General features: G+C 62.3%; 16 protein-coding genes and 3 tRNA genes. 9 read left to right on the top strand and 10 right to left on the bottom strand.

Going from position 1 to position 18,151, the window contains the following annotated elements:
* The 3 genes from FHX14_RS17765 to FHX14_RS17755 form a co-directional block, all read right to left on the bottom strand.
* A partial coding sequence (locus FHX14_RS17765; RefSeq protein WP_018010120.1) for a GTP-binding protein occupies positions 1 to 93 on the bottom strand: 93 nt, incomplete at its 3' end.
* Positions 94 to 440: 347 nt separating this feature from the next.
* Positions 441 to 514: transfer RNA gene (locus FHX14_RS17760), tRNA-Gly, on the bottom strand.
* Positions 515 to 538: 24 nt separating this feature from the next.
* Positions 539 to 623: transfer RNA gene (locus FHX14_RS17755), tRNA-Tyr, on the bottom strand.
* Between the two features lie 30 nt (positions 624 to 653).
* Between FHX14_RS17755 and FHX14_RS17750 the strand changes: the two genes are divergently transcribed.
* From FHX14_RS17750 to FHX14_RS17740, 3 genes are read left to right on the top strand one after another with little or no spacing between them, the layout of a single operon-like run.
* On the top strand, positions 654 to 830 hold the full coding sequence (locus tag FHX14_RS17750; protein WP_157179761.1) for a hypothetical protein: 177 nt from the start codon (positions 654 to 656) through the stop codon (positions 828 to 830).
* The gene (gene rlmB / locus FHX14_RS17745) at positions 827 to 1,717 is read left to right on the top strand and encodes a 23S rRNA (guanosine(2251)-2'-O)-methyltransferase RlmB (protein ID WP_184377924.1); all 891 of its coding nucleotides are present in this window, start codon (positions 827 to 829) and stop codon (positions 1,715 to 1,717) included. Before FHX14_RS17750 ends, rlmB begins: the two co-directional genes overlap by 4 nt.
* A gap of 37 nt (positions 1,718 to 1,754) precedes the next feature.
* Positions 1,755 to 2,447: an AprI/Inh family metalloprotease inhibitor gene (locus FHX14_RS17740; protein WP_184377923.1), complete on the top strand. Its 693-nt coding sequence runs from the start codon at positions 1,755 to 1,757 to the stop codon at positions 2,445 to 2,447.
* 4 nt (positions 2,448 to 2,451) lie between these two features.
* Here the strand turns inward: FHX14_RS17740 and FHX14_RS17735 are convergent, their stop codons facing one another.
* The gene (locus FHX14_RS17735; protein ID WP_003587209.1) at positions 2,452 to 3,192 is read right to left on the bottom strand and encodes a hypothetical protein; all 741 of its coding nucleotides are present in this window, start codon (positions 3,190 to 3,192) and stop codon (positions 2,452 to 2,454) included.
* A 203-nt stretch (positions 3,193 to 3,395) separates the two neighbouring features.
* Here FHX14_RS17735 and FHX14_RS17730 point away from each other — a divergent pair, with 203 nt between their 5' ends.
* The gene (locus FHX14_RS17730) at positions 3,396 to 3,554 is read left to right on the top strand and encodes a hypothetical protein (RefSeq protein WP_003587211.1); all 159 of its coding nucleotides are present in this window, start codon (positions 3,396 to 3,398) and stop codon (positions 3,552 to 3,554) included.
* A 166-nt stretch (positions 3,555 to 3,720) separates the two neighbouring features.
* Entirely contained in the window at positions 3,721 to 3,858 is a 138-nt protein-coding gene (locus FHX14_RS17725; protein ID WP_003587214.1) for a hypothetical protein, read from the top strand.
* 35 nt (positions 3,859 to 3,893) lie between these two features.
* Here the strand turns inward: FHX14_RS17725 and FHX14_RS17720 are convergent, their stop codons facing one another.
* Together FHX14_RS17720 and FHX14_RS17715 are read right to left on the bottom strand one after the other, a co-directional pair.
* Complete coding sequence (locus FHX14_RS17720) at positions 3,894 to 4,229, bottom strand: hypothetical protein (protein ID WP_003587216.1); 336 nt, start codon at positions 4,227 to 4,229, stop codon at positions 3,894 to 3,896.
* A 290-nt stretch (positions 4,230 to 4,519) separates the two neighbouring features.
* Positions 4,520 to 4,595 (bottom strand) — tRNA-Thr (locus FHX14_RS17715).
* Between the two features lie 155 nt (positions 4,596 to 4,750).
* On the opposite strand from FHX14_RS17715, the gene FHX14_RS17710 reads away from it, so the two are divergent.
* The 3 genes from FHX14_RS17710 to FHX14_RS17700 are packed head-to-tail and all read left to right on the top strand — an operon-like array spanning position 4,751 to position 7,092.
* The gene (locus FHX14_RS17710) at positions 4,751 to 5,524 is read left to right on the top strand and encodes an NAD kinase (RefSeq protein ID WP_003587218.1); all 774 of its coding nucleotides are present in this window, start codon (positions 4,751 to 4,753) and stop codon (positions 5,522 to 5,524) included.
* 4 nt (positions 5,525 to 5,528) lie between these two features.
* Positions 5,529 to 6,038: a hypothetical protein gene (locus FHX14_RS17705; protein ID WP_003587220.1), complete on the top strand. Its 510-nt coding sequence runs from the start codon at positions 5,529 to 5,531 to the stop codon at positions 6,036 to 6,038.
* Between the two features lie 34 nt (positions 6,039 to 6,072).
* Entirely contained in the window at positions 6,073 to 7,092 is a 1,020-nt protein-coding gene (locus tag FHX14_RS17700) for a hypothetical protein (RefSeq protein WP_003587222.1), read from the top strand.
* Between the two features lie 55 nt (positions 7,093 to 7,147).
* Here the strand turns inward: FHX14_RS17700 and prfB are convergent.
* From prfB to FHX14_RS17685, 3 genes are all read right to left on the bottom strand, one after another.
* Positions 7,148 to 8,279, bottom strand: a protein-coding gene (gene prfB / locus FHX14_RS17695; RefSeq protein WP_003587223.1) for a peptide chain release factor 2 whose coding sequence is annotated in 2 segments (ribosomal slippage) — positions 7,148 to 8,209 and positions 8,211 to 8,279 — 1,131 coding nt in all. Because the reading frame shifts where the segments join, the coding sequence is not laid out codon by codon here.
* A 160-nt stretch (positions 8,280 to 8,439) separates the two neighbouring features.
* On the bottom strand, positions 8,440 to 10,899 hold the full coding sequence (locus FHX14_RS17690; protein WP_179610766.1) for a penicillin-binding protein 1A: 2,460 nt from the start codon (positions 10,897 to 10,899) through the stop codon (positions 8,440 to 8,442).
* Positions 10,900 to 11,263: 364 nt separating this feature from the next.
* The gene (locus FHX14_RS17685) at positions 11,264 to 12,535 is read right to left on the bottom strand and encodes an N-acetylmuramoyl-L-alanine amidase (RefSeq protein ID WP_184377922.1); all 1,272 of its coding nucleotides are present in this window, start codon (positions 12,533 to 12,535) and stop codon (positions 11,264 to 11,266) included.
* Positions 12,536 to 13,160: 625 nt separating this feature from the next.
* Between FHX14_RS17685 and FHX14_RS17680 the strand changes: the two genes are divergently transcribed.
* Entirely contained in the window at positions 13,161 to 16,058 is a 2,898-nt protein-coding gene (locus FHX14_RS17680) for a ribonuclease E/G (RefSeq protein ID WP_003587229.1), read from the top strand.
* Positions 16,059 to 16,344: 286 nt separating this feature from the next.
* On the opposite strand, the gene FHX14_RS17675 is transcribed toward FHX14_RS17680, so the two are convergent.
* Positions 16,345 to 18,003 (bottom strand): acyl-CoA dehydrogenase family protein, encoded by a 1,659-nt coding sequence (locus FHX14_RS17675; RefSeq protein WP_003587230.1) that lies wholly within the window; start codon positions 18,001 to 18,003, stop codon positions 16,345 to 16,347.
* Positions 18,004 to 18,151: the final 148 nt, after the last annotated feature.

Raw genomic sequence — 18,151 nt, 5'->3', positions numbered from 1 at the left:
CGCTGCCGTCAGAGACGTCTTGCCGTGGTCAACGTGGCCGATCGTGCCAATGTTGACGTGCGGCTTGTTGCGCTCAAACTTACTCTTTGCCATTTGAATGCTTCCTGTGAACGAAATGGTGGGCCCCGGCGAACCGGTTTAGTGCCGCCGTTTAAGGCTTTCGGCGACATTGCGCAAGACTTAATTGCAGACGCCATTCTTGGTGTGACAGCGCATATGGGGGACAATTCGCCGGCTGCAAGGCGATTCGCCGGCATGCAGGCGAAAATCACTGAAATCCTTGCAGAAAATCGCGTGGACGGCGGGAGATGAAGCACGGGCGCCAAGGATCGAGCGCCCTCGCCTGTCAGTCGAGAGCCGCTGTCGCCAGCCTCTTCCGCAACATCGACGTGCGGAAATTATCGCGGCAGCATCGGGCGCATGAACGGGCTTGTGAAAACTGGAGCGGGTAGCGGGAATCGAACCCGCGTATTCAGCTTGGAAGGCTGCTGCTCTACCATTGAGCTATACCCGCGGGGTGGTCCGATCCGATGACGAATGGTGGAGAGAGTTGGATTTGAACCAACGTAGGCTGAGCCAACGGATTTACAGTCCGTCCCCTTTAACCACTCGGGCATCTCTCCAGTTTTTCGTCCGGATCTAGAAGACCAAGTTTGTCAGACTTCGAAGCGTTGCCGCCCGTCGTCTGCGCCGCGTATATGACCGGAGCATTTCAGTCTGTCAACACGATGACAACGGAAAAAACACGAAAAATTTCATTCGCCGCCGAAAGCCGGCATATGAAAGAAAGCCTATGCGGCGACGAGCGCCATGGCTATAAAGCCGCATGAGCAAAGACAAAAAACCCGGCGGCAAGGCCGCGACAGACCCATCGGCCAAGGATACGCATTACGCCACGCTGCGGCGCGCCCACCGTGACGCCAAGCGCGAACGCGGCGAGATCCCGACCCCTCAGCCGCAGAAACGCAGGCGCGGGGCAGAGGACTGGAAGCCGCCGGCGCTGGCGCCCGACCAGGTGCATCTCTATGGCCTGCATACGGTGCGCGCCGCCCTCGACAATCCCGAGCGCAAGAAGATCAAACTCTTCGTGACACAGAACGCGCTGGCGCGCCTCGAAGTCGACGTCGAAACGCTCGGCATTCCCTTCGAAATCGTCTCGCCGCAGGACATCGACAAGGTGCTCGGCCCTGAGGCGATCCATCAGGGCGTCATGCTGGAAACGCGGCCGCTGCCGGTCCGCCGGCTCGAAGCGCTGAAGGACAGCCCTCTTCTGCTCGTCCTCGACCAGGTCACCGATCCGCATAATGTCGGCGCGATCATGCGTTCGGCCGTCGCCTTCAATGCCGGCGCCGTCATCACCACCCAGAGACACAGCCCGACCGAGTCAGGCGTGCTCGCCAAATCAGCCTCCGGCGCGCTGGAACTGATACCTTATATACAGGTGACCAATCTCGCCGATGCGCTCGGTGAACTGCACAAGCTCGGCTTCTCCACCATCGGCCTCGATTCGGAAGGACCTGCGGCGCTCGAGGGCACGTTTACGGGCGAGAAAGTGGCGCTGGTGCTCGGCTCCGAGGGCAAGGGGCTTCGCCAGAAGACGCGGGAAACCGTCAACGCACTTGCCCGTCTCGACATGCCCGGCGCGATCAAATCGCTGAACGTCTCGAATGCGGCGGCGATCGCGCTTTATGCGGCGCGGCTTTACCTGAAGGCATAGGCTGGTCGGCCTGCGGGCCGCGACAAGGGGGACTGTCATGATCCGTTTGGTCTTTCGGCTCGCGGCTTGCGCAGCCGCCCTCCTCGCCTGCGGTCAGACGTATGGGCAGGATATCGATCCCGACATCCTCAAAGCCCAGGCAGGGACCTATCTCGTCGCGCCGGAAGACGGGCGCGCGGGATGCCGGATGACGCTCGAAACAGACATGGCGATCGGCGGCTATTCGCTTTCCGGGCAGGAGGCCTGCGCCAGGCCGTTACCATCGCTCGCGGATGCCTCTTCGTGGAATTTCGACGGCAATGGCGGCCTCATCCTGATCGATCCGACGCGCAAGGTGCTCGCTCGTTTCGTCGAGAACGAGGGCTCTCCGATGAAGACGGAAGACGGCAAGCTGTTCCTGCTGCCTGCAGCCCCCGACGGCGTCGATCACCTGCCGACCTTCGATAACCTTGCCGGGACGTGGACAATGCAGCGGCCGGACGGAGAAAGGCTTTGCGGCGTGACACTCGACGGCAATGTCGGGACGGACGGCAATGCGCCATTGTCACTCTCCGGTGACTGCGCTGCCAATGTCGCCAAGCTCAAGCTCGCGGTCTGGCATATTGAGGGTTTCGCCCTCACGCTGATGGGCGGTGACGGCTCGTCGCTCGGGTTCGACATGCGCAGCGACGGCAATTTCGACAAATCGAAGCAGGAAGGCGGCAAGCCGCTTTCGCTCGTGCGCCGCTGATCGGTCAGTCGGGCGTCCTGCAAGTGGTCGGGCCGTCCATCGGCCGTCGCGTCGTATCGCCGGCCGCATAGGCAAGCTCGACGGGATAGACGACCACGCTCGGCAGTTTCTCGATTTCGCTGGCGTGTTCGGGGCTGCGCTTGATTTCCGCCTTGTAGGCCGCGGCGCAATCCGGCAATTGCTTCGGCGACAGACCGGTCTCGGCGGCAATCGCTTTCGCGCAGCCGGCACCTTCGTGATAGAGCGAGCAGGATGCCGTGTAGACGCGGCGGAAATCGAGCGTCAGCTCCCCCTTCCCGCTCCTGATCGCGGCAAAATCATCGCCATCGAGGGAATCGTCGAGCAGCCGCTCGCCCGTCGCCGCATCGTAGACGACGAAGGGCAGCCCGCCGTTCCACCCGTCCGCCGCCCGGAAGAAGACGAAACCGCCGCTGACACCCATGAGATAGCCGGCGGTATCGTCCGCGATCACCCGCTCGCGCTCGCTTGTGCGCTCACAAGGCGCATCGGCGGCAAGCAGCGCCAGCTTTTCGGCGCCGACCTCGCCGAGATCGACCTCCTTGACCATCAAGGCGGGATAGCGGCTGCAGGTGATCTTCGGCTTTGCATCAGGATTGAGCTCATCCTTCGGCAGTGCGACGACATCCACTTTTATCGGCTTGTCGAAAGCTACAGCGTTTGCAGAGGCTCCGGCGAAGGAGACGAATGCGGCGACAATGACCGATGCTGTAACCGTCCGTTTCATGACCGTCCCCAACTGTTTCAGGCATCCCTGACACAGTTCAACCCGGTGCGACAGATGGAAAACGCATGCCTGAGATAGCCGTGCAAGGCTCGACCGATGCCGGAGAAATTCGATTTTGCCTTGGAAAGACCTCCTGGACCACTATGATCGGGCAATGACCGATCGCAACGACCGGTCGGAAGCAAGAAGGAACGATCCCCATCATGGCTATTCGACCGCTGATTTTCGGTATCCTCTTCATCGCGGTCTTCGTCGGGATCATTCTCAGCATCATCTGGGTGGACACCTCGCACCCGGTCCACCAGCCCGATCCCCTGTCGCCGACGGCGCCCGGCCCCGCGACGCCGGGAACGGTGCAATAATGCATGTCATCAGGAAGTGTGCAGCGGTTCCGGGGTAACGACATGCATAAAAACAAAAGGCTAAAGCGCGTCGCATGAATCAAATTCGATGCGGCGCGCTTTAGCCCTGATAGGAACGCGGACGACAATGGCGCGTTAATCCCCACTGAACGAGGATTGAACGCCTATGCGCATAATGATTGCCGTCGTCGCCTTCATGGTCGCCTCCGTACTCAGCATCGCAATCCTGTCGCCGTCGGGCGCCGGCCAGACCGGCAACGGCAACAAGCTCGAGGCGAGCGTCAACGAACCCGTCACGCATTAGAAAAACGGCCCGGAGGATTTCCGGGCCGATTATCCTCAGCTGCGATAGAGCCAGAAAGGGATATCGCGATCGCGATGGCGCCACTCGCGGCGTTCCTCCCAGCGCTCAGCGCGCCACCGCCGCCAGCGGCGGTCATCGTCGCGCCAGTCGGACCGGCGCCAATTGCGGTCATCGCGCCAGCCACGGTCGCCGCGCCAGTCACCGTCATCACGCCAACGGTCACCCCGCCAGCTGTCATGAATTTGGACCATGTCGCCTTGGGCGGCCGTCACACCCGGCCGTTCGGCCGGCATGGCGGAAGCAGGTGCAAGCGCTGCGAAAGCCGCACCGGCGGCAATGGTTGCGGTGAGAATAATGTGTGAGAGCTTCATGGCTGCTTCCTCATTGATGATGAGGCGAAGGTAAGCCGGCACGGCTGAATTGGCGCTGAAGCAGCCCTTCAGACAAGGTTCATCAAGCGATGTGTGATGGGTGGAAAGATCTGCCGGTGCGATCGAGCGAAGCGAAGTCGAACCTAGACTATGAGCTAGCAGGCGGTATCGCGCAGATGGTGCCGGAGCATTCTGAACCAGTCCGCCTCGTTTCTACGAAACTACGGCGCGACAGCCTCCGCTTAGCTGCTCTCTTCGGCTCGACGAGCCGAAGCTTACAGAGCGTAGGCTGGTGCCCCCGCCAGGGTTCGAACCCGGGACCCCCTGATTACAAATCAGGTGCTCTACCAACTGAGCTACAAGGGCAATAGGTGCCCAACTAGCAGATTCTATGATTCTGTAAAGAAAAATTCGTGTCTATGCGGAGAGATCAGCCGCCCTCAAACGCTTGGCGATAGAAAACGTCCTTGTCGCACCAGCCCTTTATCCGTTAGCTAGAGCAGCTTCACAAAGGGCATTGCATGGGCCGTTCATTTCAGACTCTTTCCTTTATCGCCTCGCCGACGACGGAGGCGCTCGCTGCGCGCGAGGAGTTGATTCGCATCTATGGCGACGTGCCGGCCGATGATGCCGATGTCGTCGTCGCGCTCGGCGGCGATGGTTTCATGCTGCAGACGCTGCACAACACCATGAACTCCGGCAAGCTGGTCTACGGCATGAACCGCGGCTCGGTCGGCTTTCTGATGAACGACTACCGCAGTGAACAGCTTCAGGAGCGCATTTGCGTCGCCGTCGAAAACGTCTTCCGGCCGTTGCAGATGACGACGGCCAACGCCGACGGCACCAACTCGACGGCGCTCGCCATCAATGAGGTCTATCTTTTCCGCCAATCCTATCAGGCGGCGAATCTGAGGGTGACGGTGGACGGTCGCGTGCGCCTGGAGGAACTGATCTGCGACGGGCTGATGGTGGCGACCCCTGCGGGGTCGACGGCCTATAATCTCTCCGCCCATGGCCCGATCCTGCCGCTCGAGGCGCCGCTGCTCGCCATGACGCCGGTCAGCGCCTTCCGGCCGCGGCGCTGGCGGGGCGCACTGCTGCCGAACAAGGTGACCGTCGATATCGACGTCCTCGAACCGGTGAAGCGGCCGGTAAATGCGGTGGCCGACAATACCGAGGTCAAATCGGTGCTGCATGTCCGCATTGCCCAGTCGGAGCATATGACGGCCCGCATCCTTTCCGATCCCGACCGCTCCTGGTCCGACCGTATTCTCGCCGAGCAGTTCAAGGATTGAGACGATGGCTCTGCGACGGATATTGATGACCACGGTTGTCCTCATCGGATGGTCGGCTGCAGCCTTGCCGGCGCAGGATGCCATCCTGCCGGCATCGGTGATTTTCGCGACCAGCACCGGCTACTGGGAGGATGACGGCAACGCACCGGATGTCGAGCGGGCGCCGACAGGTGCCGAAAGCGTTGCCAATCCCGAGGGAAAGGCCACGCCGCGCCACGGCTATTACAAGCTCTTTGCCGTGCGCCAGGAAGACAGGACCTCGAAGGTCTATCTCCAGCAGATTGCCCAGACCGAGACCGGCCCGGCGATCGCTTCTACCGTCGAGCTGCAGGAGTTCAGCGACCTGAAGCCTTATGTTACCGATATACGCCCCGAAAATTCGAACGGCATCATCAAGGAACCGGGGCTGTTCGCGACGATCTATCTGAAGACCGATCCCAATGCCGAGCCGGATGGCTGGACTGTGCTGATCGACGAATTCGGCGACATCACCGTCGAAAAAGCGACGAATTGAACCACTGGGAATCGTTCGGAGAGGAGTAGAAGAGATGAAACTCGGCTACCGCGACGGTGTCCTTTACGACAAGAACAGGTCGAACTGGGACGCAAACGGCCCCAGACCGATCAGCTGGTCGCTGTGGTACCCCGCTGCCGATGAGGCGCGGGAAAGCGATACGACGGAAAGAAGCTGGTTCAAGAAGGCGGCCGTCGCCCGCGACGCACCCATCCGGCCGGATGTCCGGTCCTATCCCCTCGTCCTGTTGTCGCATGGCACCGGCGGATCCGCGGCCGGACTGGAGTGGCTGGCGCGACGGCTCGCCGATCGCGGATTTGCAGCGCTCGGCGTCAACCATCACGGCAATACCGGCAACGAGCCCTATCGCGCCGAAGGCTTCGCCTGCCTTTGGGAGCGGGCGCCGGATCTGAGCTTCATGCTCGACCACGGCGATGACTGGCTCGGCGATCTCTCCGGTCATATCGATACGGGCCGCGTGTTCGCCGCCGGATTTTCGGCCGGAGCCTATAGCGTCACGCTGCTTCTTGGCGCGGTCGCCCAGTTCTCGCAGTTCGAGCCATCCAGGATGAAGCCGGGTGGCGCGCGCGGACCACGGGAATTTCCCGATCTTGCCGATCATATCCCGGCCTTGCTTCGCACCAGCGATGTATTTCGCGATTCATGGTCGCGGATGTCGATGTGCTACCGGGACGACAGAATCAAGGCGGCCCTCCTCTGCGCGCCGGGCCGGTCCGTTCTCGGTTTCAGCGAGGCAAGCCTGAAAGCCGTCGACGCGCCCGCCCTCATTCTCGTCGGCGACGCCGACAGGGCGGCACCGGCCGAGGAATGTTCGGCATGGCTGCATGCGCGGCTGAGACACAGCACTCTTAAAATCTTCGGCGGCGGGCTTGGGCATTACGTCTTCGTGCCGGAAGGCACCGCACTCGGCCTGGCCTTTGCGGCAGAGCTCTTTACCGATCCCCCGGGCGTTTCGCGCGCAGCTGTTCATGACGAGATTGCCGATCTGTCGGCAAGGCTCTTCCAGGACAGCGCCGTCAAAGCGCTCGCCTGAGCATCAAAAAAGCCCCGTCTCCGGGGCTTTCTCGTCTCAATCCTGGTTTTTTCTATCAGTCCACGTCGTCGACGACTGCGTCGGCGGCGCCGCTGATGCGGTGGGCAAGCGCCGCTTCCATGAACTCGTTGAGTTCGCCGTCGAGCACGTCGTCCGGCGCGGTGCTGGCGACGCCGGTGCGCAGATCCTTGACCAGCTGGTAGGGCTGCAGCACGTAGGAGCGGATCTGGTGGCCCCAGCCGATATCCGTCTTGGAGGCGGCTTCGGCGCTGGCGGCGTCCTCACGCTTCTTCAGCTCGGCTTCGTACATGCGGGCGCGCAGCATGTCCCAGGCCTTGGCGCGGTTCTTGTGCTGCGAACGTTCCTGCTGGCACTGCACGACGATGCCGGTCGGCATATGGGTGATGCGCACCGCCGAGTCGGTGGTGTTGACGTGCTGGCCGCCGGCGCCCGACGAACGATAGGTGTCGATGCGGCAGTCACCTTCGTTGATCTCGATCTGGATCGAGTCGTCGACCACGGGATAGACCCAGATCGACGAGAAGGAGGTGTGGCGACGCGCGTTGCTGTCGTAAGGCGAGATGCGCACCAGCCGGTGCACGCCCGATTCCGTCTTCAGCCAGCCATAGGCATTGTGTCCCTTGACGAGCAGGGTCGCGGATTTGATGCCCGCCTCTTCGCCGTCATGGACTTCGAGAAGCTCGACCTTGAAACGCTGGCGTTCGGCCCAGCGGGTGTACATGCGCAGCAGCATGTTCGCCCAGTCCTGGCTTTCGGTGCCGCCGGCGCCGGAATGAACTTCGAGATAGGTGTCGTTGCCGTCGGCCTCGCCGGAGAGCATGGCCTCCACCTGGCGGCGCGCAGCCTCGGCCTTTAGGGCCTTCAGCGTATCCTCGGCTTCCTTGACGACGCCTTCGTCGCCCTCTTCCTCACCGAGCTCGATCAGCTCGATATTGTCGTTCAGCTGCTGTTCCAGCTGCTTGACGCCACTGATGCCATCATCGAGCTGCTGGCGCTCTCGCATCAGCTTCTGCGCTTCGGTAGAGTCGTTCCAGAGGTTCGGATCCTCTGCCTTGTTGTTCAACCAGTCCAGCCGTCTTATCGCCTGGTCCCAGTCAAAGATGCCTCCTCAGCAGGGTGATAGCCTGCTTGGTTTCATCGACCACGTTTTCGATTTCGGCTCGCATTTTCCTGCTTTTCTGTAACGGTCTTCTTCAAATGCTGGTCTGCGTCTCTGTTTGACGCAATTCCGGACGCAAAACCGCAGTGCACTTTTGCTGGAATTGCTGTAGAGACGCCCGCCGCGGATGTAAAGAGCCGCGGCGGGCGTTCAAAATTCGGCGATGGTCAGAACAGGCCGGGCGTGCCGGTCTGGACGGCCTGGTTTGCCTGCGGCGAGGTCTTCAGGATCTCTTCCGGCGCCATGGTGCTGTCCATGCCGATGACGGAGAAGCTGTCGGCCGGGCCGGTGCCTGGTTTGAAGGCCTCGATGATGGTGTTCGGATCGCCGTCGACGGCAGCCATGCCGGTCTTGCGGTCGATCGAAATCAGGTTCATGCCCGGCGGAATGACGAATTTCGATTCCGGCGCATCCTTGACGGCAGCCTGCATGAATTCGTTGAAGATCGGGGCGGAGAGACCGCCGCCGGTGCCGCCGCGGCCGAGCGGGGCCGGCGTATCGAAGCCCATATAAAGGCCGGCGACCAGATCCGGGGTGAAGCCGACGAACCAGGCGTCCTTCTCGTCGTTGGTGGTGCCGGTCTTGCCGGCAACGTCGCGGCCGCCGAGATCGACCTTGCCGGCGGCGGTGCCGCGCTGGATGACGCCCTGCATCATCGAGGTGATCTGATAGGCGGTCATCGGGTCGAGAACGGTTTCGCGGTTGTCGACGACATTCGGCTCTTCCTGGTTCTGCCAGTCGCCGGCATTACAGCCCTCACAGAGACGCTCCTCATGCTTGAAGATCGTCTTGCCGTAGCGGTCCTGGATGCGGTCGATCAATGTCGGCTTGATCTGCTTGCCGCCATTGGCAATGACCGAATAGGCCGAAACCATGCGCAGCACCGTGGTGTCGCCGGCGCCGAGCGACATGGAAAGGACCGGCAGCATGTGATCGTAGATGCCGAAGCGCTCGGCATATTCGGCGACGATGTTCATGCCGAGGTCGTTGGCCAGGCGCACCGTCATCAGATTGCGCGAATGCTCGATGCCCGAGCGCAGCGTCGACGGGCCGCCGACTTCGCCGCCGTAGTTTTCCGGCTTCCAGACCTGGCCGCCGGAGACGATCTCGATCGGCGCATCCATGATGACGGAGGCCGGCGTATAGCCGTTGTCCATCGCGGCGGCGTAGACGAAGGGCTTGAATGACGAGCCCGGCTGGCGCATCGCCTGGGTGGCGCGGTTGAATTCGGACTGCGAATAGGAGAAGCCGCCGACCATGGCGAGCACGCGGCCGGTCTTCGGATCCATGGCGACCAGGCCACCCTGCACCTTCGGCGGCTGCTGCAAGCGATAGGAGGTCGAGGCGTCGCCGCCGAGCTTTGCGACGTAGACGACATCACCGGGGGCGACGGCGCCGACCGGCGATTTCGTGCTCTTGCGGGCGGCATCGGCCGAACGGAAGGCCCATTGCATGTTCTTGGCGTCGATCGTGCCGCGCTGACGGTCGGGCGAAACCTTGCCGCTTCCATCCTTGGCCGGCTGCAGGCCGATATCGACGTTGCTGTCGGAGACGGCGAGCACGACGGCAAGCCGCCATTCCGGTACGTCGGCAAGTGCCGGAATATCGGCAAGCGCCTTGCCCCAGTCACCGCTTGCATCGATCTGCTTGATCGGGCCGTGGAAACCGCGGCGCTCGTCATAGGTCACCAGACCGTCCTGCAGCGCCTTGCGGGCAGCGAGCTGCATCTGCGGATCCAGCGAGGTGCGCACCGAAAGGCCGCCCTCATAGAGGACCTTCTCACCATATTGGTCGATCAGCTGGCGGCGCACGGCTTCGGCAAAATAGTCCGAAGCAAAAAGCGAGGGGCCGGTCGTGCGGGCGGTGACGCCGAGCGGCTGCTTCTTGGCTTCCTCGCCGTCGCTCTGGCTGACATAGCCGTTCTCGACCATGCGGTCGATCACCCAGTTGCGGCGCTCGAGCGCAGCTTCCGGATGGCGGAAAGGATGATAATTGGCCGGGCCTTTCGGCAGGGACGCCAGATAGGCGGCTTCGGCAACGGTCAGTTCGGTGACGGATTTGTTGAAATAGGTGAGCGCGGCGCCGGCGATGCCGTAGGAATTCAGGCCGAAGAAAATCTCGTTCAGATAGAGCTCAAGGATCTTGTCCTTGCTGTAGGCCTGCTCGATACGGAAGGACAGGATCGCTTCCTTGATCTTGCGGTCGATCGTCTGGTCCGAGCTCAAAAGGAAGTTCTTGGCGACCTGCTGAGTGATGGTGGACGCGCCGACGGGGCGACGGCCGGACCCGAAATTCTGCAGGTTCACGAGGATGGCGCGGCCGAGACCGGTGAGATCGACGCCCGGGTGGTTGTAGAAATTCTTGTCTTCGGCCGACAGGAAAGCCGCCTTGACACGGTCGGGGATGGCCTGGATCGGCAGGAAGAGACGCTTTTCCTTGGCGTATTCGGCCATCAGCGCGCCGTTGCCGGCGTGTACACGGGTGGTCACCGGCGGCGCATAGCTGTTCAGAACGGCATAGTCGGGGAGATCCTTCGCAACGTTGGCGAGATAGATGGCAACACCCGCCGCCGCGACCAGAAACAGGACGCAGGCCATTCCGAAGAAATATCCAAAAAGTCTAACCATATTTTCAGCTACCGGTCTCTTCGATCTTCAATCGGCGCAGAACGCAACGATTGCACGGATCAAGGCAATTTGCACGTGGCGCGGCTTACTCCATGAGCGCTACCGCCACAAGCCGATTCCGCGCCACAGGCTTACGAAACATAAGCCGGAGTAACGGCGCGATTGTGAGGAAAATAGGGCTCTGCCCGCCGCATTCACCGCCGCAGGCGCGTTTCATTAGGACTGTCACATCCAAGCAACGCCCGTCCCCGTCGCCAATCCGAGCCATCCGGCTCAGAATTTGAGTCATGGGATGTACATTAAGTCTTTGTTTTCATGGATTCCGCCGAACCGCAACCCCTATGGATTTATGGGGCGGCAGGCATCAGCCGCCATTGGCGATGACGGCAGCGCGGTAGCGCTTCACTGCGTCGGTCAAAAGACCGACGATCTTGCCGCGCCAGGTCTCGTCGAGCAGCAGTTTCTCGTCGTCGGCATTCGAGAGGAAGCCGAGCTCGAGGAGGATCGACGGCACGTCGGGGGCCTGCAGCACGCGGAAACCGGCATGACGGTGCGGATTGTTGATGGTGCCGACCTGGTCCTTGAAAGAATTCAGCACGCTCTCGGCGAGCGAGATCGAGAAGGCCTGGGTCTCGCGCCGGGTCAGATCGAGCAGGATATCGGCGACCTCGGGCGGCTCGGCGACCGTCTCCTTGCCGGCAATCTGGTCGGAGAGGTTTTCGCGTTCGGCAAGGTCGGCGGCGAGCTTGTCGGAGGCCTTGTCGGAGATGGTGTAGACGGTGGCGCCGCGGATATCCTTCTGCTTCAGCGTGTCGGCATGCAGCGAAATGAACAGGCCGGCATGGTTCTGGCGGGCGATCAGCACACGCTGCGACAGCGACAGGAACTCGTCATCTTCGCGTGTCAGGAAAGCCTTGATGCCCGGCTCCTTGTTCAGCCGCTCGGTCAAGGCCTTGGCGAAGGCAAGCGTCACCTGCTTTTCCTCGGTCTTGGTATCGACCCCGATCGCGCCGGTATCGATGCCGCCATGGCCGGCGTCGACGGCGATGACGAAATCGCCGGGGGCGGCTTTCTCAGGTGCCGGAATGGCGCTCGTCGTCTGGGCCGCCTCGGTCTGATCGTTCGAGGCTCGATCGTTCCAGGATTGCGTTTTCACCAGCTCCGAAAAGGCCTGCTTGTCGATCATCTCGGCATCGAGCACGAGACGATGCCCCCTGGCGCCCTCGTCGGCCTGCACCTTGGCGAGCGCCAGCTTCACCGGCCCTGCCGTCGTCAGGACGATGCGGGCGCTTTCCTCGTCCATCTTGCCGTAACGGATATCCTTGAACAGGCCGCGGGCGGCGAGATCCTTGGCCGGAAAACCGAAGGCGGTTGCCGGCAGGTCGATGACGATCCGTTCCGGATTGGCGATATAGTGCACCGAGAAGCGCGGTTCGCGATCGAAATCGATGACGATGCGGGTCCTTGCATCGTCGCCGACGATGTGCGCGCCATAGGCAAGCAACGGATCCCCAGCGGTGACAGAACCGGCAACGGCCGACAGCAGACCGACGGCCAGAAGCGCCGTCAGAATCCGCCTTGCGAATGTCGATCGCCGCCCTGCGGATTTCGCCGCGATCCGAGCCCTCTTAAACAATAAACCGCCACACCCTATCCGAATTGCGATGGAGCCGACGCGGCCGCGTCGAACGTCGCTTGGACGAAACACCCTTTGCGGCTTGCCGAATCGCAATCACTTTACCCCCAGTTTCTATGCGTTACGAAATCCATCAATATTATGGCACATTTGGCTTTTCCCTTGCTATTGTGACACAGAAAACATACAACGCATTTTAGGGTAAAGTGTTGACGGGATAGAGTCGCCGCAAAGGCTGCCAGCCAGATCAGGACCTGGCGCCACCACCGGTCATCGTCCGCCGTCTCATGCGCTTCATCCCTAGAACTGGATCCTGATTTTCCGGCTTATTGTCGGAATTCATTGGTGGATCAGCCACCACGCTCTCAGGGAGCAAACTCATCGGACCCGAACGGGTCTTCGTATTTGTCGATCACGCTTGGTTGTTGATGGTTTCGCAGCAGGTTTTATCTGAAGTGTACAGGCCCCGGACCGAAATGGTTCCGGCTGCGGTCTGGCTGCTGCCCTCCCCCTCGCATCAGGCGCGACTTTCATTATCCGGCGCGGCTACAGTGGACCGCATTCTTTCTGTTTCAACAGCAGTCGGGAATGCGCTCTCGCGGCCACGCCGAGGAGCACAGCTTACATGGCAGACAAAATGCTTATCGATGCGTCTCACGAGGAAGAGACGCGCGTCGTTGTCGTTCGCGGGAACCGCATAGAAGAATTTGACTTCGAGTCCCAGCACAAGAAGCAGATCCGCGGCAACATCTATCTGGCAAAGGTAACGAGGGTCGAGCCCTCGCTGCAGGCCGCCTTCGTCGATTACGGCGGCAACCGGCACGGCTTCCTGGCCTTCGCCGAAATCCATCCCGACTATTATCAGATACCGCTTGCCGACCGTCAGGCACTGCTTCGGGCCGAAGCCGAGGAGCATCGCCGCGACGAAGACGTCGAGCATGTCGAAACCGCGCCGATGGTCGATCTTTCCAAGCAGGATCAGCCGGATGTCGGCATCGTGCCGGCCGAGACGCCGGAAACGGCTGATGTAACGGCAGAGCCGGCAGCGGCGGAGGCCGTTGCATCGCCCGAGGCCACCGAGGAAGCGCCGGCCAAGAAGGCCAGACCGCGCCGCAGCCGCAAGAAGGCCGCCGAGCCGGCGCCTGAGACGACCGCGACCGAGGACGCCGTTCCCACAGACGTCGAAGCCGAAGGGGCTTCAACCGTCGACAACGAGGATGACGGCTCGACCGGCGGCGCAATGGCCGCCATGGTCGAAACCGACTCGATCTCCGAAGACGTCGACACCAACAAGCGTCGCCACGATGACGACGACGACGATGACGATCACGGCGAAGAGGAAGTCATCGAATCCGTCGGCGCCGAAGACGCGATGGAAGAAGTGCCGGACCGCGTGCAGCGCAAGCCGCGCAAGCAGTACCGCATTCAGGAAGTCATCAAGCGTCGCCAGATCCTGCTGGTGCAGGTCGCCAAGGAAGAGCGCGGCAACAAGGGCGCGGCGCTGACCACCTATCTGTCGCTTGCCGGCCGCTACTCCGTGCTGATGCCGAACACGGCGCGCGGCGGCGGTATTTCCCGCAAGATCACCAACCCTGCCGACCGCAAGCGCCTGAAAGAAATCGCGCGCATGCTGGAAGTGCCGCAGGGCATGGGCGTCATCCTGCGCACCGCCGGCGCCAACCGCACCAAGGTCGAGGTCAAGCGCGACTTCGAATATCTGATGCGTCTCTGGGAGAACGTGCGCACGCTGACGCTGGCGTCCACCGCTCCCTGCCTCGTCTATGAGGAAGGCTCGCTGATCAAGCGCTCGATCCGCGACCTCTACAACAAGGATATCGGCGAGATCATCGTTGCCGGCGAGGAAGGCTATCGTGAAGCGAAAGACTTCATGAAGATGCTGATGCCGAGCCATGCCAAGGTGGTTCAGCCTTATCGCGACATCCACCCGATCTTTTCGCGCTCCGGCATCGAAGCCCAGCTCGACCGGATGCTGCAGCCGCAGGTAACGCTGCGTTCCGGCGGCTACCTGATCATGAACCAGACGGAAGCGCTGGTCTCGATCGACGTCAACTCCGGCCGCTCGACGCGCGAACACTCGATCGAGGACACCGCGCTGCAGACCAACCTCGAAGCGGCTGAGGAAATCGCCCGCCAGCTTCGCCTGCGCGACCTCGCCGGCCTGATTGTCATCGACTTCATCGACATGGAAGAGAAGCGCAACAACCGCGCTGTCGAAAAGAAGCTGAAGGAATGCCTGAAGAACGACCGCGCCCGCATCCAGGTCGGCCGCATCTCGCATTTCGGCCTGCTGGAAATGTCGCGCCAGCGCATCCGCGCCTCGGTTCTCGAATCGACGACGCAGGTGTGCTCGCATTGCGGCGGCAGCGGCCATGTGCGTTCGCAGTCCTCCGTCGCCCTGCATGTCCTGCGCGGTATCGAGGAATATCTGCTCAAGAATACCACGCACAACATCAGCGTACGCACCACGCCTGACATTGCGCTCTACCTGCTCAACCACAAGCGCCAGACGATCATCGATTACGAAAACCGTTTCGGCGTCGCTATCGTCATCGATGCGGACGGTTCGGTCGGTGCGCAGCATTTCGCCATCGACCGCGGCGAGGCCGTGGAGAACCCGGTCAAGATCGAGACGCTCTTCAACTTCGCAGCCATTCCTGAGGATGACGACGACGACATCGTCATCGAAATGGATGAGGACGAAGACGAGGAACTCGAGGAAAAGCCGGCAGCCGCTGAGCGACCCGTCGCGGCACGCTCCGAAAGCGAAGGTGACGGCAACCGCAAGCGCAAGCGCCGTCGGCGCCGGCGCGGCCGCAACGGCAATGCCGAGCAGCCGGCATCGGCGGCAGGCGAAGCCGGCGACGAGGATGAAGACGGCGACGACGAGGGCGGCGAAGGTGATGAAACCACCGACGGCGCGACCGAGACGCTGGCTGAAAGCGAGGAATCGCAGCGCCGCAAGCGCCGCCGTCGCGGCAAGCGTGGCGGCCGCCGCAACCGCGCCGAGGATGGTTCCGAACTGACGGCCGGCGAAGCCGGTGAAGACAATGGCGGTGACGAAGGCGGCGAAGAGGGCGAAGCCGACGACGTTTCGAACGACGGCGCTCCTGGAGAAGCCGCAACGGTCGAAGCGGTTGCCGAGCAGGCTGGCGAAAACCAGGCCGCAGCCGCCGCTGTCGAGGGTGCGGCTGTTGTCGCCGAGGATGTGAAGCCCGCCCGGGGCCGTGGCCGCCGCAAAGCCGCCGCAGCGCCTGTGGAGGAGCCCGTGGCAGAAGCAGCTCCTGTCGCCGAAGCCGAGCCGGAGTTGGTCGCAGCCTCCGCCGATCTCGAAACGCCCGCTCAGGATGAGGCCCCGGAAGAGGCAAAGCCGGTTCGCGCCAACCGCGAATCCAACATCACCTCCTCCGAGCCGACGGTGAAATCCACCCGCAGCGAAAATGGCGAAAGCGACGACGGCAAGCCGAAAAAGGCCGGCTGGTGGCAGCGTCGTGGCTTCTTCTGAACGCTGATTTTCGGACGTAAATGATCAATCCGGCCGCGGCGACGCGGCCGGATTTTTGTTTGTGGCGGTGCTAGACATCGGCCCCTCATCCGACTGCCGCCACCTTCTCCCCGCCTGCGGGGAGAAGGGAACACGCAGCAACCTCTCCGTTCCCCACACACCTCTCGCAGGGGCACGTCCCCTCTCCCCGTCAGAACGGGGAGAGGGTTAGGGTGAGGGGCAGCCATCGGCGCGAAGGGCTCGCTCAGTTCGATGTTGGTGAAGAGCGATCACAGACCGCCTACAATCAGGCCGCCGGCGGATAGAGCAGGTCGACGATGTAGCTGGCGTCGAAGCGGGAATCGAGCATGCCGTAGGTGGAGCGCCAGCCGCCGGCAAGGCGCGTCTCGATGAAGGCATCGGCAATGCGCCCTGCCCCCAGCCGATAGAGTTCGGCGGCACCGGCAGCAAGCGCCAGCTGCTCGACGAGCAGGCGCGCGGCCCCCTCATCCTGTTCGCAGAGCGCGATTGCGGCGCGCAGGACGTCGATCGTCTTCTTGCCGGCCGGACCGAGATCGCGGGCAAGACCAGCGAAGACCGTCTCGAACAGATCCTTGCCACGGTTGAGCACACGCAGCACGTCGAGCGCCATGACGTTGCCGGAGCCTTCCCAGATGGCGTTGACCGGCGCTTCGCGGTAATGGCGGGCAATCGGGCGTTCCTCGATATAGCCGTTGCCGCCGATGCATTCCATCGCCTCGTAGATCAGCGCCGGGGCGATCTTGCAGCACCAGTATTTGGCGACCGGTGTCATGACGCGGGCATAGGCCGCTTGCTCGGCATTGCCGCGCGCCTTGTCGAAGGCGTCGGCCAGACGAAAGGACAGTGCGGTGGCGGCGGCGACATCAAGCGCCATGTCGGCCAGCACGCGCGTCATGATCGGCTGGTTGACGAGCATCTTGCCGAAGACGCTGCGGCCGCGGGTGTGGTGCACGGCTTCGGCCAGCGAGGCGCGCATCATGCCTGACGAGGCCAGCGCGCAGTCGAGCCGCGTCAGCGTCACCATATCGAGAATGGTGCGGATGCCGGCATCCGCGCCGCCGAGCAAGAAGCCGAAGGTGTCTGAAAATTCCACTTCGGCAGAGGCGTTGGAGCGGTTGCCGACCTTATCCTTCAGCCGCTGAAACTGCAGGCCGTTGGCCGAACCATCCTCCAGCAGCCGCGGCACGAGGAAGCAGCCCATGCCCTCCTTCGTCTGCGCCAGCATGATGAAGGCATCGCTCATCGGCGCCGACATGAACCATTTGTGGCCTGATAGTCGGTAGATGCCTTCGCTGACCTTTTCGGCAGCGCTGCGGTTGGCGCGCACATCCGTGCCGCCCTGCTTTTCCGTCATGCCCATGCCGATGGTGACGGCGGATTTCTGCATGGCGGGTTTGTTCGACGAATCATATTTGCGCGAGAGGATTTTGGGCGCCCAGTCCTTCTGCACGGCGGGCGAAGCCGAGAGCGCGGCAACGGAGGCGCTGGTCATCGTCAGCGGGCAGAGATGGCCGGATTCCAGCTGCGCGGTCAGATAGAAGCGGGCGGCGCGAACCTTGTGGGCCTCATCCTTGGCATCTGCATCGGCCTGCGGATCCCAGACGGAGGAATGCAGGCCGACCGACATGGAGCGGCGCATCAGCGCGTGCCAGGCGGGGTGGAATTCGACGACGTCGAGGCGCTCGCCGCGCGGACCGTGGGTGCGCAGCTGCGGCGCGCCCTGGTTTGCCATGCGCGCCAGCTCCTGCGCCTCCGGCGAGGTGACGTAGCGACCCATGTTTTCCAGGTCTTCGCGGATGCCGCGCGGCAGGGCCGCCGTCAGGTCGACGATCAGCGGATCGGACCGATAGGCGTTGATGCCGGACCACAGGCTCGGCTGGTTGAGTTCTGCGAGTTTTTCGTCAGTCCGGTTGGCGGAGGTCATAATTCGCTTCTAGTGTAAGAACCCGGCAAAGGGAAACCGGAAGTTATGATTCGGTTCATTCTGCTCTATCGGAATTTTCGCGAAAATGCATGGGGACATAAGCCTTTGCCCACAGCGCATGCTTGCCCCGGCGGGCCGCACTCTTTAT

Origin of the sequence: Rhizobium sp. BK619, assembly GCF_014195245.1 — a bacterium.
GTDB lineage: Bacteria > Pseudomonadota > Alphaproteobacteria > Rhizobiales > Rhizobiaceae > Rhizobium > Rhizobium acidisoli.
The sequence above is the reverse complement of the archived record's forward strand: the minus strand, read 5'-3'. Positions and strand labels throughout refer to the sequence as shown.

Coding starts and splice junctions, on each gene's coding strand:
- rlmB (WP_184377924.1), top strand. CDS start 827: ATGAGCAAAGACAAAAAACCCGGCGGCAAGGCCGCGACAGACCCATCG.
- FHX14_RS17740 (WP_184377923.1), top strand. CDS start 1,755: ATGATCCGTTTGGTCTTTCGGCTCGCGGCTTGCGCAGCCGCCCTCCTC.
- FHX14_RS17735 (WP_003587209.1), bottom strand. CDS start 3,192: ATGAAACGGACGGTTACAGCATCGGTCATTGTCGCCGCATTCGTCTCC.
- FHX14_RS17730 (WP_003587211.1), top strand. CDS start 3,396: ATGGCTATTCGACCGCTGATTTTCGGTATCCTCTTCATCGCGGTCTTC.
- FHX14_RS17725 (WP_003587214.1), top strand. CDS start 3,721: ATGCGCATAATGATTGCCGTCGTCGCCTTCATGGTCGCCTCCGTACTC.
- FHX14_RS17720 (WP_003587216.1), bottom strand. CDS start 4,229: ATGAAGCTCTCACACATTATTCTCACCGCAACCATTGCCGCCGGTGCG.
- FHX14_RS17710 (WP_003587218.1), top strand. CDS start 4,751: ATGGGCCGTTCATTTCAGACTCTTTCCTTTATCGCCTCGCCGACGACG.
- FHX14_RS17705 (WP_003587220.1), top strand. CDS start 5,529: ATGGCTCTGCGACGGATATTGATGACCACGGTTGTCCTCATCGGATGG.
- FHX14_RS17700 (WP_003587222.1), top strand. CDS start 6,073: ATGAAACTCGGCTACCGCGACGGTGTCCTTTACGACAAGAACAGGTCG.
- FHX14_RS17690 (WP_179610766.1), bottom strand. CDS start 10,899: ATGGTTAGACTTTTTGGATATTTCTTCGGAATGGCCTGCGTCCTGTTT.
- FHX14_RS17680 (WP_003587229.1), top strand. CDS start 13,161: ATGGCAGACAAAATGCTTATCGATGCGTCTCACGAGGAAGAGACGCGC.
- FHX14_RS17675 (WP_003587230.1), bottom strand. CDS start 18,003: ATGACCTCCGCCAACCGGACTGACGAAAAACTCGCAGAACTCAACCAG.